16 protein-coding genes are annotated in these 14,047 nt (G+C 71.1%); 4 read left to right on the plus strand and 12 right to left on the minus strand.

Annotated elements, in window-relative coordinates:
- Positions 1 to 15: 15 nt before the first annotated feature.
- From M3M27_RS13435 to M3M27_RS13450, 4 genes are all read right to left on the minus strand, one after another.
- Entirely contained in the window at positions 16 to 1,623 is a 1,608-nt protein-coding gene (locus M3M27_RS13435) for an ATP-binding cassette domain-containing protein (protein ID WP_434025942.1), read from the minus strand.
- Between the two features lie 134 nt (positions 1,624 to 1,757).
- Positions 1,758 to 2,276 carry a GNAT family N-acetyltransferase gene (locus M3M27_RS13440; RefSeq protein WP_434025943.1) on the minus strand — a complete coding sequence of 173 codons (519 nt, stop codon included), beginning with the start codon at positions 2,274 to 2,276 and terminating at the stop codon, positions 1,758 to 1,760.
- Complete coding sequence (locus M3M27_RS13445) at positions 2,273 to 2,800, minus strand: hypothetical protein (protein ID WP_140720011.1); 528 nt, start codon at positions 2,798 to 2,800, stop codon at positions 2,273 to 2,275. Before M3M27_RS13445 ends, M3M27_RS13440 begins: the two co-directional genes overlap by 4 nt.
- Positions 2,797 to 3,288, minus strand: a complete 492-nt coding sequence (locus M3M27_RS13450; RefSeq protein WP_140720009.1) for an MOSC domain-containing protein — start codon at positions 3,286 to 3,288, stop codon at positions 2,797 to 2,799. Before M3M27_RS13450 ends, M3M27_RS13445 begins: the two co-directional genes overlap by 4 nt.
- Positions 3,289 to 3,310: 22 nt before the next feature.
- Between M3M27_RS13450 and M3M27_RS13455 the strand changes: the two genes are divergently transcribed.
- The gene (locus M3M27_RS13455) at positions 3,311 to 3,895 is read left to right on the plus strand and encodes an N-acetylmuramoyl-L-alanine amidase (protein WP_434025944.1); all 585 of its coding nucleotides are present in this window, start codon (positions 3,311 to 3,313) and stop codon (positions 3,893 to 3,895) included.
- Positions 3,896 to 3,919: 24 nt separating this feature from the next.
- On the opposite strand, the gene M3M27_RS13460 is transcribed toward M3M27_RS13455, so the two are convergent.
- From M3M27_RS13460 to M3M27_RS13475, 4 genes are all read right to left on the minus strand, one after another.
- Positions 3,920 to 4,870, minus strand: a complete 951-nt coding sequence (locus tag M3M27_RS13460) for a DUF1684 domain-containing protein (RefSeq protein ID WP_434025945.1) — start codon at positions 4,868 to 4,870, stop codon at positions 3,920 to 3,922.
- Between the two features lie 93 nt (positions 4,871 to 4,963).
- The gene (locus M3M27_RS13465; protein WP_434025946.1) at positions 4,964 to 5,824 is read right to left on the minus strand and encodes a sulfurtransferase; all 861 of its coding nucleotides are present in this window, start codon (positions 5,822 to 5,824) and stop codon (positions 4,964 to 4,966) included.
- The gene (locus tag M3M27_RS13470; protein ID WP_434025947.1) at positions 5,821 to 6,630 is read right to left on the minus strand and encodes a CoA pyrophosphatase; all 810 of its coding nucleotides are present in this window, start codon (positions 6,628 to 6,630) and stop codon (positions 5,821 to 5,823) included. Before M3M27_RS13470 ends, M3M27_RS13465 begins: the two co-directional genes overlap by 4 nt.
- 145 nt (positions 6,631 to 6,775) lie before the next feature.
- On the minus strand, positions 6,776 to 7,477 hold the full coding sequence (locus M3M27_RS13475) for an FKBP-type peptidyl-prolyl cis-trans isomerase (RefSeq protein WP_140720001.1): 702 nt from the start codon (positions 7,475 to 7,477) through the stop codon (positions 6,776 to 6,778).
- 167 nt (positions 7,478 to 7,644) lie between these two features.
- Between M3M27_RS13475 and M3M27_RS13480 the strand changes: the two genes are divergently transcribed.
- From M3M27_RS13480 to nth, 3 genes are all read left to right on the plus strand, one after another.
- Entirely contained in the window at positions 7,645 to 8,427 is a 783-nt protein-coding gene (locus M3M27_RS13480) for an enoyl-CoA hydratase/isomerase family protein (protein WP_434025948.1), read from the plus strand.
- Positions 8,428 to 8,443: 16 nt separating this feature from the next.
- Positions 8,444 to 8,830, plus strand: a complete 387-nt coding sequence (locus M3M27_RS13485) for a hypothetical protein (protein WP_434025949.1) — start codon at positions 8,444 to 8,446, stop codon at positions 8,828 to 8,830.
- A gap of 86 nt (positions 8,831 to 8,916) precedes the next feature.
- Positions 8,917 to 9,555 (plus strand): endonuclease III, encoded by a 639-nt coding sequence (gene nth / locus M3M27_RS13490; protein WP_434028021.1) that lies wholly within the window; start codon positions 8,917 to 8,919, stop codon positions 9,553 to 9,555.
- A gap of 42 nt (positions 9,556 to 9,597) precedes the next feature.
- On the opposite strand, the gene M3M27_RS13495 is transcribed toward nth, so the two are convergent.
- The 4 genes from M3M27_RS13495 to M3M27_RS13510 form a co-directional block, all read right to left on the minus strand.
- A complete protein-coding gene (locus M3M27_RS13495; protein WP_434025950.1) occupies positions 9,598 to 11,142 on the minus strand; it encodes a SulP family inorganic anion transporter in 1,545 nt (514 codons plus the stop codon).
- Positions 11,143 to 11,153: 11 nt separating this feature from the next.
- Positions 11,154 to 11,846 (minus strand): carbonic anhydrase, encoded by a 693-nt coding sequence (locus M3M27_RS13500; protein ID WP_140722019.1) that lies wholly within the window; start codon positions 11,844 to 11,846, stop codon positions 11,154 to 11,156.
- A gap of 90 nt (positions 11,847 to 11,936) precedes the next feature.
- Positions 11,937 to 12,233, minus strand: coding sequence for a hypothetical protein (locus M3M27_RS13505; protein ID WP_434025951.1), 297 nt, complete (start codon positions 12,231 to 12,233; stop codon positions 11,937 to 11,939).
- A 324-nt stretch (positions 12,234 to 12,557) separates the two neighbouring features.
- On the minus strand, positions 12,558 to 13,802 hold the full coding sequence (locus tag M3M27_RS13510) for a porin (protein WP_140722025.1): 1,245 nt from the start codon (positions 13,800 to 13,802) through the stop codon (positions 12,558 to 12,560).
- Positions 13,803 to 14,047: the final 245 nt, after the last annotated feature.

Genomic DNA, 14,047 nt, shown 5'->3' on the forward strand with positions numbered 1-14,047 from the left:
TTGCCAGTTCCCGCGCTACCAGGGTTCCAACCGCGGGCGTTCGCGGTCGAGGTCGAGGCGGCCGTCCAGCGCCAGCCGCTCCAGCAGCGCCTCGTCGTGAGAGACCACCACCAGCGTGCCCGGATAGTCCTGCAGCATCGCCTCCAGCGCCTGCCGCGACGGCAGGTCGAGGTGGTTGGCCGGTTCGTCGAGCAGCAGCAGTTCGGCTGGCTCGGCCGCATAGAGCGCACAAGCCAGGGCCACTTTCAGGCGCTCGCCGCCGCTGAGCGAAGCGCAAGGCCGCTCGAGCGCCTCCGCCGCGAGCCCGAGCAGCACCAGCCGCAGCCGCAGGTCTGCCTCGGGCAGGGCCGGGTTGGCGTCGCGCAGCAGGGACAGCGGTGCGAGGCGGGCGTCGATCCCGCCCAGGTGCTGGTCGAGCCAGGCGCGCGCGACCGGTACCTCGCAGGTCCCCTCCGCCGGCATCAGGCGCCCGGCCAGCATGCGCAGCAAGGTGGATTTGCCCCGGCCGTTGCCGCCGCACACCGCGATCCGCCGGCCGGCCTCCAGCACCAGATCGAGCGGATGCGCCGCATGCGGGCCGAACGGCAGGCGCGCGCCCTGCAGCACGGCGGTGCGGCGGCGCTGCAACGGGCGCGGCGGCCACAGCACCACGGGCCGCTCCGGCGCCACCTGCGAGGCGGCCTCGCGTACCGCATCGCGCTGCTGCGCCAGCGCGCGATCCTGCAATGCCTGCTGGCGCCCCTGGCTGGCCTCGCTGCGCGACTTGCTCAACCCCAGCAGGATCGGCGCCTGGTTGGCCTCGTGGCCTTCCTGGCGTCCGCGCGCCTGGCGCCGCTGCATGCGCTGGTGCGCCTGCTGGCGTTCGCGCTCGACCCGCCGCAGCCCGGCCCGTTGCCGGTCCAGCTCGGCCTGGGCGGCGGCGCTCGCCCGGGCGGCCGCTTCCGCGTAGGCGCCGTAGCCGTCGCCGTGGCAGCGCAGGCCTTGCGGAGAGAGCTCGACGATCTGCCGCATGTCTTCCAGCAACGTCCGGTCGTGGCTGACGACCAGCAACCCTCCCGGCCAGTCCGCCAGGCGTCGCCGCAGGCGCTCGCGCTGCGCGCGGTCGAGATGGTTGCTCGGCTCGTCGAGGATCAACAGGTCGGCCCCGGCCAGCCAAGCGCCGGCCAGGGCGACGCGCATCGCTTCGCCGCCGCTGAGCAGCGCGGCCGGATGCCCGGGCTCCCATTCCGGCAAGTCCTGCATCCGCAGCGCCGTGGCCAGTTCGCGGCGGATGTCCCAGCGCTCGCCCACGGCCTCGAAGTCGGCCGGATCGGCGCTGCCCGCCTCGATCCGCGCCAGCGCGGCCACGACCGGCCCCATGCCCGCGAGATCGGCCACGCTCGCGCCGGCCGCGACCGCGACCTGCTGCGGCAGGTAGTGCACGCGACCCTGCGCCGACCTCCGCCCCCGGCTGGGCGCCAGCTGGCCGGCGAGGATGCGCGCGAGCACGCTCTTTCCCACGCCATTGCGGCCGACCAGCCCGGTCGGGGTGGCGTCGAGGTGCAGGTGGATATCGGAGAACAGGCACCGGCCATCGGCCAGGTGGAAGGCGACGCCATCCAGCGTCAAGGAAGGAACTTGCATGCGGAACTCCTGATGCCAGGCGGGACACGGTCGCGGGGACCGGGTTCGTCGGGCCGTCGTGACGACGGCGGGCATCAGTGGCGCATCGGCGCAGCTCCTTCCAGATCAGGCGCGCAGTCTAGCGCGATGCCGGCTCAGCGGCTGAATGCCGGGTGGTACTCGACCTCGCCCATCGGCGGCAGGCGGTCGCCGAAGGCCAGTGCCTGGAAATACGCCGCCGGCACGCCGGGCAGCACCAGGCCTGGCTCCTGCGCGAAACCGAAGCGGCCGTAGAAGGCCGGCTCGCCCAGCACCACGCAGCCGCTCGCGCCCTGCTCGCGCAAGGCATCGAGCACCGCGCCGACCAGCCGGCTGCCGATGCCGCGGCGCTGGTGGCCCGGCCCGACCGAGACCGGTCCCAGCCCGTACCAGCCCCTGGCGCCGTCGGAAACCGTCACCGGCGAGGCCGCGGCATGCCCGACCACGTAGCCTTCGTGCTCGGCGACCAGCGAGACCGCGAGCGCACCGTCGGCGCGCAGCGCGGCGATGATGTCCTGCTCGGTGTGGCGGCTGTGCTCGGCATGCATGAAGGCGACCAGGGTGACCACCTCGATTGCCTGCGCGTCTTCCGGCCGCTCCGGGCGCAACAGGATGTCCACCGGCGCGCCGTTCACAACGATTGCAGCAGTTCGGCGAACGCGTGCGCGGAAGCCTCGACGTGCGAGGCCAGCCGATGCGTGTCGTCCACCAGCAGCAGCCGCGCCGAGCGTGCCTGCGCCCAGGCGATCACGTCGGCGGCCGGGATCAGTTCGTCGTGCCAGGCATGCACGACCGAGACCGGCACGCGCGCGGCGTCCAGCGCCGGCAACGGCCCCATCCTGGTCGGCGGCACCATCAGGAACAGCGCGCGCGTGGGCACCTGCAGCGACACTTGCGCGGAGACGTAGGAGCCGAGGCTGGACCCGGCGAGCACCACCGGCCCCCTGGCCGCGGCCGCCTGCGCCAGGCCGAGCAGGCGCTGCAGCCGGCCGCGCACGTCGCCGACCTGGCTGATGTCGCGGCGCGCGTCGAGGTCGGTGTAGTCGGGACGCTCGTGGGTCCAGCCCAGGCGTTCGGCGACGTCGGCCAGCGCGGTCACCTTGATGGCGTCGGGCCCGCTCTCGAACCCGTGCGAGAGGATGCAATGCCCCCGGCTCACAGCGCCTCCACCGTGTCGCCTACGCGCAGCACGCCGCCCTTGACGATGCGCGCGCACAGCCCGCCGTGGCCGCGCATGGCGTTGTAGCCGCCCGGCCCCAGCGCCAGTTCCATGCGCGAGCATGGGTCGCAGGGATCGGTGCCTTCCAGTTCCACCTCGCCGATGCGGAAGCGCCGCCCCTTCAGTGCGATCAGCGGGATGCCCGCCACCACCAGGTTGCGGCGCAGCAGCGCCGGCGCCACCTCGGCATGCCCGGACAATGCCGCGATCGCCGGCAGGTGCTCGGCCTGGATCAAGGTGACGCCGCGCTTGCCGCTGCCGCCCTGGTAGCGATCGCCGTCCAGGCCGCCCTGGGCGGTGGCGCGCACTTCGGCGAGCCCTCGCATCGGCACGTCGCGCGCGGGGCGCACGCCGATCCATTCGACGCGGCCGGTGCGCGGCAGCGTCGCCATCAATTTCGCCAGTGGGCTTTCGGGATCGAGAGACATGCGCGAATGCTAGCATCCGCGCATGTCGCCAGCCCCCGTGCCGCAGCCTTCGATCCATCCCGCGCCCCTGCCCTACGAGCGGAAGCTCGCACCGCGCGCGCTCGCCGAGGTGACGCTGGCGGTGATCCACTGCACCGAGCTCCCGGACCTGGCCACGGCACGCCAGTACGGCGAGCAGGTGCGCTACGACAGCGGCACCGGCAACAGCGGCCACTACTACATCGACCGCGACGGCCGCATCGAGCAGTACGTGGCGCTGGACCGCATCGCGCACCACGTGCGCGGGCAGAACGCGCATTCGATCGGCATCGAGCTAGTCAATACCGGCCGCTACCCGCACTGGCTGGATTCGCGCCACCAGGCCATGCACGAGCCCTATCCGCAGGCGCAGGTCGAGGCGCTGCTGGCGCTGCTGGCGTGGCTGCCGCGAGTCCTGCCGTCGCTGCGCGACATCGCCGGGCACGAGGACCTGGACACCGCGGAGGAAGCCGCCAGCGACGATCCGTCCCTGCGCGTGCCGCGCAAGCGCGATCCGGGGCCGCTGTTCCCGTGGGAGCGGGTCATGGCCGCGATCCCCTTGCGGCGGATCGGCGCGAGGCGGTCCTGACGGACGAAGGACGCCAGGGCCGGGCTAATGCGCCGCGGCCAGGTACGTCTTCTCGCCGGCGTTCACCGCCAGGTCCAGCCGGTTCTGCGGCGGAGCGACCGGGCACACCACGTGCGGCGTCAACGCGCATGGCGGGTTCTCGGCGCGGTTGAAGTCCAGCACGATGCCGTGCCCGCTCGGCGGATCGACGAACAGGTAGCGCGCGCCGCCGTAGGTTTCCTTGCCGCTGGTCCGGTCGGCGAACAGGAAGAACAGCCGCTTTTCCCCTTCGATCGTCACCGGCGCGAGGCGGTACTCGTGGCCGTCGCGGCGAAACACCGCCTCGCCCGGCATCGTCGCGTTCAACGGCGTGCCGATCGAGGTCAGCAAGGTGATCGGCCTCGGCTGCGGATAGACGCGCCAGTCGGCCCTGATCCGCCAGCCCTCGTCCACCGGGAAATACTCGATGCCGGGGAAATTCTTCAATGCCGGCGCCTGCGCGTCGCGATAGCGCCAACCGGCGACCGGCCCGGTGCGGACCAGGTAGAACTGGGCCTGGCCGATCTCCAGGCGGTCGCCGGGCCGCTCGAAGGCTTCCGGCCGCAGTTCGGTCTCGCCGGTCAGGCGCGTTCCGCGCAGGCGCACCTCGGCGCGCGGGTCCGGCTCGAAGCGCGCGCCGCTCTCCGCCTCCAGGCGCAGCACGCCCAGGTACGCCGGCCCGCCCGGCAACACGATGTCGTTGTCGCCGGCCGCGCCGATCCGGTACGTGCCCGGGCGCAGCCGGCCCGAGCCGGTATAGCTCAGCCAGCCGTCGGGCGCGCGCAGGCGTGCCAGGCGCTCCTCGCGCCAGCGCTCCAGTTCGATCTCATACCGGTCCGCCGCGACCGCGGCGGCATGCGTCTGCGGCGTGGTATCGGCGGCGGTGGGCGTGGTCACGCCCTGCGAACATGCGCCTACCGCGACCGAAGCCAGAACCGCCCATACCCGCAACCGCATGAAGTGCACCCACTCCGAGAGAAACGTGCGCTCCGCGCAAATGCCTGGCGATGAACACAGGCCCCCATCCAGGGCCGTATTGTGCCTGCAATCTCAGGCGCCCGCCGTGATGGGCCGGGCGGGATCGCTGATCCAGCCGCTCCAGGAACCGGCGTAGACCCGCGCGCCCTGCAGCCCGGCCACCTCCATCGCCAGCAGCAAGTGGCAGGCAGTGACGCCGGAACCGCACATCAGCACCGTCTCCCGCGGCAGGCGGCCATCCAGCACGGTTTCCAGTTCCGCGCGCAGACGCGCGGCCGGCTTGAAGCGCCCGTCTTCCAGGTTGGCCGCGAACGGCCGGTTGACCGCGCCGGGCACGTGCCCGGCCACCGGATCGATCGGTTCGACCTCGCCACGGAAGCGTTCCGGCGCACGCGCGTCCCACAGCCAGCCGGCAGGCTGCGGCAGGCGCGCCAGCACCTCCCCGGCCTCGGCGATCGCCCCGGGATCGGGCGCGCCCGGATACGGACCGGCATCCTCGATGGCGGCCATCTCGCCGGTTTCCGGCAGGCCCACGGCGCGCCATGCGGCCAGGCCGCCATCGAGCACGGCCACCGCACGATGGCCCAGTACCCGCAGCAGCCACCACAGCCGCGCGGCGGCCATGCTGCCGTCGCCGGCGTCGTACACCACCACCTGCGTGTCCGGGCGGATGCCCCACAACCCGAGCTTGACCGCGAACAGGTCCCATTGCGGCAACGGGTGGCGACCTTCGCCCGACCGGCCCAGGTCGGACAGGTCCTTGTTCAAGTCGGCGTAAACGCTGCCCGGCACATGCGAGCGGAAATATTCCTCGCGCCCCCAGTCGGGCGCGTTCAAGGCGAAGCGCGCATCGACGATGCGCAGGTCGGCGCGCTCCAGCGAGGCGGCCAGCGTCGATGCATCGACCAGGGTGTTCCAGGTCGGCAAGCTCATGCGGTCTGCTCCAGTCGGCGTCGCAGGTTGAGAAGGATGGCGGCGGTGGCGCCCCAGATGCGCTGCCCGGGCCAGGCGTACTCCAGCACCCGGCGCGGGCGGCCCCGGAACTCGATCTCGACGCTGCGCAGGTTGTCAGGATCCATCAGGTAGTCGAGCGGGACCTCGAATACCTCGGCCACTTCGTCGGGCTGCGGCACCGGCACGAACGCCGGATCGATCACCGCCACCACCGGCGTCACCCGGAAACCGCTGACGGTGACGAACGGATCGAGATAGCCCAGGGCCTGCGCCTGCCCGGGACCGAGCGCGATCTCCTCGCAGCTCTCGCGCAGCGCGGCCGCGGCGGGATCGCGATCCGACGGCTCCACCCGGCCGCCCGGGAAACTCACCTGTCCCGCGTGGTGGCGCAGGGCGTCGTTGCGGCGGGTCAGCAGCACCCGCGTACCGGTCTCGCGAGGGATCAGCCCGGCGAGCACCGCCGCTTCGGCCGAGGCGCCGTTGCCGACCAGGTCGATCATCTCGTCGTGGTTCCAGCCCGGCCCGGCCGGCACGGCATCGAGCGGATACAGCGCGCGCCGCAGCCGGTCGCGTTCGGCCAGGCGCAGTTCCAGCCCGCGGGCCTCGCGCCCGGGCAGGATCGATTCCAGATAGTGGCGGCGTTCGGCGTCGCTCATGCTCTTCCAACGGACAATCTCGTCGATGCTGCGCAGGCAGCCCCGGCATCGCCCGGCCGGATCCAGCGCGCATATGCCGATGCACGGCGTGGGGATGCCATCGGGGGAGACGCGCACCGGCACGGACACGCCTCCAGCCTAGCGCGAATCGGGCCGCGATCGCGCGGCGGCGCCCCGCGTCACCGCCTCGCACGAGGGCGTGGACGCGCGAGGCTCCCGCAAACGATCGCGCCGGCCACGTGGGCCGGCGCGATCGTCGTTCCGCAAGGCTCGCTTACTTGACGCTGACGAGCTTGATCTCGAACTGCACGGCCACGTTCGGCGGGAACGGGGTGCGCGGGTCGGCACCGTAGGCCTTGTCCGGCGGCAGGGTCACTTCCCACTTCGAGCCGGCCGGCATCTGCAGCAGGGTGTCGCGCATGGCCTGCATCTCGACCTCGCTGACCTTGATCGACGGGATCTGCTGCGCCGGGCGGGCCTGCTGCGGGCGCTGGCCGTACGGGAACGGACCGGCCACTTCCAGCTGCACGGTGCTGGCCTGGGTCGGCTTGGCGCCGGTGCCGTTCTCCAGGACCTTGTAGGCCACGCCGCTCGGCAGCGTCTTCACGCCGGCCTGCGACTTGTACTGGGTCATGAACTGGTCGCTCTTGGTCTTGTTCTCGGCGGCGGCCTTGTCGTACTCGGCCTTGGCCTGCTGGGCGCGGGCCTGCTCGCGCTTCTGGAACGCCTCGACCGCCGGCTTGAGCTGCTCGGCGGTGATCGCCGGCTGCTTCTTGGCGTAGGCGTCCTGCAGGCCCTTCACCACCGAGTTGATGTCCAGCTGCTCGCCGCGGCCGGTCAGCTCGGCCAGGTTGTTGCCGTAGTCGTAGCCGAAGTAATAGCTGAGCTTGCCCTTCTCGGACGTGGTGTCCTGGGCCAGTGCATTGCCCGTCAGGGCCAGGGCCGCCACGGCGACCGCGATAGAACGCAACTTCATCAAACAATTCTCCAGGGTGGTGGCACAGGACGGGGCTGCCGCCTGAGATGGACGCGTTAGGATAGCCGCCGCTATGGCGGACTGCCACTGACGACCCCGGCTATGACCGGCCGGGGGTTGCGGAAGTTCCGCGCTCACATTTTCTTCACTTCACGAAAGGTTCTGCGATGTCAGACAACGTGGTCCTGGTCGAAGACCGGCAGGCCGTCCGCACCCTCACCGTCAACCGGCCCGACAAGCTGAATGCATTGAACCGGCAGACCCTGCAGGCGCTGGACCAGGCCTTCGCGGAGGCCGCGGCCGCCGACGGCGTGCGCGCGGTGGTGCTGACCGGCGCCGGCGCCAAGGCCTTCGTGGCCGGGGCGGACATCGCCGAGATGGCCGACCTCCCCGCGGTCCAGGGCCGCGACTTCTCGCTGCTCGGCCAGCAGCTGATGCGGCGGATCGAACGCATGCCCAAGCCGGTGATCGCCGCGATCAACGGCTTCGCGCTCGGCGGCGGGCTGGAACTGGCGATGGCCTGCCATCTTCGCCTGGCCGCCGACAGCGCCCGCGTCGGCCAGCCGGAGATCAACCTGGGCTTGATCCCCGGCTTCGGCGGCACCCAGCGCCTGCTGCGCCTCACCGGCCGCGCCGCGGCCCTGGAACTGTGCCTGCTCGGCGAACCGATCGACGCCGCGCGCGCGCTGCAGCTGGGCCTGGTGAACCGGGTGGTGCCGGCCGGCCAGTTGCAGGAGCAGGCGCTGCAGCTGGCCGGGAAACTGGCCGACGCCGCGCCGATCGCGCTGCGCGGCATCCTCGACGCGGTGGTGCTCGGCGGCGAATGCGCGATGGAGGAAGGCCTGCAGTTCGAGACCGCGCAGTTCGCGCTGATGTTCGCCACCGAGGACATGCGCGAAGGCACCCGCGCCTTCCTGGAGCGCCGCAAGCCCCGCTTCGCCAACCGCTGATCCGCCGACGATATCGATGCACCGGAAGCCCGACGCCACCGGAGCGGCGATGCCGCTGCCCTTGCGACTGCTGCACTGCCTGCTCGCCGACGATCCGGACCGGGCGATCGAACTCGGGCTGATGGACTATGCGCCCTCGCCCGGCGACGACGCGCTCGACCCGGCCCATCCCGACCTGCCGCAGCGGCTGCTGCAGGCGCAGGCGCGCTTGCGCACGGCCTGGGCCGCGCGCGAACGCTATCGCGCGCGTACCGCGCGCCTGGCACGCCGCGCAGCCGAACGCGAGGCGCGCCGCGCGCCGCCTCCCGCGCCCGGCCGGCCCGCCGCGCCGGCGCTGCCGCCGCTGGCGGCGGCGATCCTGGCACGCGCCAAGGCCAAGGCGGCCGCGAAAGGACAATCATGAGCACCAAGAAAGAAGCCCGGCGCAAGGGCGCGGCGTCCGCCGGCGCGAGCGCCGCGAAAAATACGGCCACGCGCCGCGGCGGCACCATGACCCGGGCCGAGATCGTGGAGATGTTCTCGCGCCTGCGCGAACTCAATCCGCATCCGACCACCGAACTCGAATACTCCACGCCGTTCGAACTGCTCGTGGCGGTGATCCTGTCGGCGCAGGCGACCGACGTCGGCGTCAACAAGGCCACCCGCAAGCTGTACCCGGTCGCCAACACGCCGCAGGCGATCCTCGATCTCGGCGAGGACGGACTGAAGCGCTACATCTCCACCATCGGCCTGTTCAACGCCAAGGCCAAGAACGTGATCGCCACCTGCCGCATCCTGGTGGAACGGTACGGCGGCGAGGTCCCGCGCGAACGCGCCGCGCTGGAAGCGCTGCCGGGCGTCGGCCGCAAGACCGCCAACGTGGTGCTCAACACCGCCTTCGGCGAGCCGACGATGGCGGTGGACACGCACATCTTCCGGGTTTCCAACCGCACCGGGCTGGCGCCGGGCAAGGACGTGCGCGCGGTCGAGGATGCCCTGCTCAAGCGCGTGCCGGCCGAGTTCCTGCAGGACGCGCACCACTGGCTGATCCTGCATGGCCGCTACGTGTGCAAGGCGCGCAAGCCGGACTGCCCGCAGTGCGTGATCCGCGACCTGTGCAAGTTCAAGGACAAGACGCAGGCCGCGTAGGCGCCGCATCTTCGACGCGGCGCCCACGCGGTCCCGCACCGGTCACGCCGGATTGAGCCCCACGCGCGCCGGCCCGCGTCCTTCGGTACGCGTCTCCAGCGCCTGCCAGTCGACCACCAGCGTGTTGCCGCGCGCGGCCGCGTTGCGGGCGAAGTCGCGCAGCAGTTCCAGGCAGGCGTGGTCGACATGGCGCAACCGGCTCACGTCCAGGTGCAGTTCGCGCCCGGGTGGCACCTGCTCCAGCGTGCGCGCCATCTCCGGCACGCGCAGGAAGGTGGCCGAGCCGTCCAGCGCCAGCACGAGCCGGTTGCCCTCGCCCTCCGGCTCATGGACGTTCACCTTCAGCCGCGAGGAATGCAGCGACAGGCGCAGCAGCGACAGCGCGAAGCCTACGATCACCCCGGTCAGCAGGTCGGTGGCCACGATCGCCAGCATGGTCGCCAGGTAGATCGCCGCCGTGCCGCGGCCGTAGGCGGCGAGCGTCCGCACCTGGCGCAGGTTGACCATCTTGACGCCGGTGTAGATCAGGATGCCGGCCAGGCACGCCACCGGCGCCATCCGTAGCAGCCACGGCAGCAGCATCGCGAACACCAGCAACCAGCCCGCATGCAGGATGGTAGACATCCGCGTCGCCGCCCCGGCCTGCACGTTGGCCGCGCTGCGCACGATCACGCCGGTCATCGGCAACGCGCCGAGCGCGCCGCAGACCATGTTGCCGACGCCTTGCGCCGCCAGTTCGCGGTCGTACTGCGTGCGCGCTCCCGTGTGCATGCGGTCCACGGCCGCCGCCGAAAGCAGCGTCTCGGCGCTGGCGATGAAGGCGAAGGTGATCGCCGACACCAGCAAGGCGGTGTCGAGCAGGCCGGCCAGGTCGGCCCAGCCCGGCACGCGGATGGCCTCGAGCAGGTTGCCCGGCACGTCGACGCGCGCGACCGCGAGCCCCTGCCACTGCGCCAGCGCGGTGATGCCCACCACCGCAAGCAGCGCGCCCGGCACGAAGCGCAGCCGCGCCGGCCTGAGCTTGTCCCAGGCCAGCATGATCGCGACCGTGCCCAGGCCGACCAGCAGCGCGGTACGCCCGACGCCCTGGTCGAGCGCGCGCCAGAGCACGCCCGGCAACGCGGCGAAGTTCTCCAGGCCACGCGCCTTGGGGGCCGCATCCATCAGCACGTGCGCCTGCGAGGCGATGATGAGGATGCCGATGCCCGATAGCATGCCGGCCACCACCGCCGGCGAGGTCATGCGGAACCACACGCCGGCCCGGCACAGCCCGGCCAGCAGCTGGATGACGCCGGCCAGCAGCACCACCGGGCCCAGGGCGGCGATGCCGTGCTGGCGCACCAGCTCGAACACCAGCACGGCCATGCCCGCGGCGGGGCCGCTGACCTGCAGCGGCGACCCGGCCAGCACGCCCACCACCAGGCCGCCGACGATGCCGGTGATCAACCCGGCCGCCGGCGGCACCCCCGAGGCGATGGCGATGCCCATGCACAGCGGCAGCGCCACCAGGAACACCACCATCGAGGCCAGCAGGTCGCGCCCGAACAGGCGCTGCCGGAAGTAGTCGCGAATCGACGGGGATCGCATGGCTGCGCTCCTCATGCCGTTTCCGCTTCGAGCGCGGCTTCCAGGGCCAGCCGCGGCGGCGGCGTGGCCTCCGGCGTGCGGCCGTCTTCGATCAGCAGCGGCACGAAGCGGCCGCTGCGCGCGTCGAAGGCGCGGATCTCGCCATGGGCGATGTCGTAGATCCAGCCATGGATGCGCAGCGTGCCGGCGGCCAGCCGCGACGCCACCACCGGCTGCGTGCGCAGATGGTCCAGCTGGGCCACCACGTTCTCTTCGGTCAGGCAGGCCAGCGCCTGCTCGCTGTCCGGCGCATGGCCGTGGTGGACGGCCACGTGGCGGGCGCTGTCGGTGTGCTTGAGCCACGCCGCCACCGAGGGCACGCCCTGCAGCGATTCCGGCTTGAGCACGGCCTTCATCGCGCCGCAGTCGGAGTGGCCGCAGACCACCACGTGGCGGACCCCGAGCACGGCGACCGCGTACTCGATCGCCGCGACCACGCCGCTGACGTGTTGCGAGTACGGCGGCACCACGTTGCCGATGTTGCGGTAGACGAACAGTTCGCCCGGCCGGGCGGAGAACATCAGTTCCGGCATCACCCGCGAATCGGCGCAGGTGATGAACAGGGTGTGCGGCTTCTGGCCGGCGGCCAGCTGGCGGAACAGGTCGCGCTGGCCGGGATAGACGTGCTGACGGAAATGGCGGAAACCTTCGATCATGCTTTCCATTGGGGGAATGCTCCAGGCATGCAGGGGCCGTGTCCGCGGCGCGGGCCGCGGAAGGCGGGAACAAGGGCGGTGTCGCGGGAGGACGGCGCGTCAGCGGGCGCCGATCGGAGGCCGGTGTAGCGGCTCGGGCCAGGCGCTGCCCGGCGGTTCCAGCAGGCGGGTTCCGGACAGCGTCGCGTGCGGGCGATGCGACTGGAACGGAGCGCGCGGCAGCATCGCCTCGTCGGCCGCCGGCTCCGGGTCCTCGGGCGCGCAGGCCTGGTCGTGGCTCGCCGGCGAATCCGGCTCGGCCAGCACGCCCTGGCACTCGCCCGCGAACGTCGTCGCAGGCACCAGGGCCATGACCAGCATGAAGACGAGAAGACAATGGAACACGCGCGGCAACATGTCCCGGAAGCTACGCGAGACGCGCGCGGCGGGCCAAGTGCTGCAGAGCACAAAAACGCGGATTTCATGGCGAATGCGCGGCTCGATCAGCCGGCAGACATCTGCGTGAAATATGCCTTCACCCCGCGCGCGACCGATGTCACGCCGCGACCGTGCCGGCGGTTGCGGCAAGGCTCCGGACGCACGGGCGGCGGCATCCGCGCGCAGGCGATGCGGCGCACGACAGCGCGCGTGATCTTCGTCGCGTTCGCATGCGACGCAGTGCGCAACGAAAAACGGCGGCAGGTCACCCTGCCGCCGTCGCGATCGCACCAGCGAGCCGGATCAGAACTGCACGTCGCCGAACACGCCGAACTCGTTGGTCTTCAGCTCGTTGGCGGTGTCGGCCTTGGTGTGCTTGTACACGGTGGCCAGCTTGATGCCCTTGGTGATCGGGAACTCGACACCGAGGTGGTAGTAGGTGTTCTGGTAATCCGGGTTCACCTGCTTGCTGGTGTCGACCTTGTCGTAGCGGCCGAACGCGTTGATGCCGCCGTCGGTCAGCGCCACGTTGGCCCACAGCGACCAGCCCTGCGCCTTGTCGTCGGCGACGTTGGTGACGGCCCAGTTCTTGGCCTGGAACCACTCGCCGCCGAAGCGGAACTTCGACGAGGCGTAGGCCGCCATGGCGTTGATGCGCTCGGCGGTGTGCGGCGGATCGACCAGTTCGGTCTCCAGGCCGCGCTTGCCGGAGTAGCCGCCCACGGCGATGACGGTGTTCTGGGTCGGGGCGTAGCCCACGCGCGCCTCGAAATCGACGCCCTTGCTGCGGCTCGGGTTGCGGTAGCCGCGGCCGTTGCTGATCGAGGCGGCGTAGTTGAAGCCGTTGGCGTCGCCGCCGGCATGGATGCCCCAATCCGCCGAGGTGCCGTACGACAGGCGGTCGACCAGGGTGTTCTGCACGTAGCGGTAGCCGTAGTACTTCTCGACGAACGGGATCCACGGCGTGTCGGCCGCGCCGGCGCGCAGGAACAGCGCATCGCTGAACTTGGCCTGCACGTAGGCCTTCTTGATGAAGACCTCGACGCTGTTGGGCTGGTTGGCGCCCGCGCCCGAACCGAACGACAGGTACTGCGCGTCGGTGGTCAGGTTGGCCGACCAGACCTCGTTGAAGGTGTGGTCGAAGGTCAGGTAGAAGCGGGTGACGTCGAAACCGGTGCCGCTGTTAGCGGTCTTGGTGCCGTTGTTCTTCTGGTCGATGCTGGTCGCGTCGAAGAAGATGCGGCCACCGATCTTGGTGTCGTTGACCAGCTTGGCAAGCTTGTCGACCTTGCTGCTGGCGGCCTGCGCGTCCTCGGCCGCCTTGGCCTGCACCACGTTCACTTCGGACTGCGCGTCGGACTGGGTCTGCAGCGACTGGGTCTGCTCCTGCAACGCCTGCACCTGGGCCTGCAGGGCCGCGATCTGGGCCTGCAACTGCTCGAGCTGTGCAGCAGTCGCCGCCGGGGTGGTCGCCTTGGCGGCGAAGGCGTCGGTGGACACCAGGCCAAGGCTGGCGATGATCGCCGTGGCGAGCAAATGGGAACGCATCTGGGATTTCTCCATGGGTGGTTTTGGCTTCAGGTAACGCCCGCACCGTCACGCGAATGGCGGCCAAACGTTTTGTGAAGATTCCGTCAAACACATGACGGTTTTGAGTCACACCCATGACCGATCGAAGACAAGCGTGCCGGAGCGCACTGTCATCCAAACGTCATCCTTCCGTAGCGAGAGATTCATCTAATCGACTTGCAATAGCCGGCGCTGTCGGCCGTCGCGCCGACCACCACCCTAGG

This window comes from Xanthomonas boreopolis, from assembly GCF_046529185.1.
In the GTDB taxonomy this organism is placed as follows: Bacteria; Pseudomonadota; Gammaproteobacteria; order Xanthomonadales; family Xanthomonadaceae; genus Pseudomonas_S; species Pseudomonas_S boreopolis.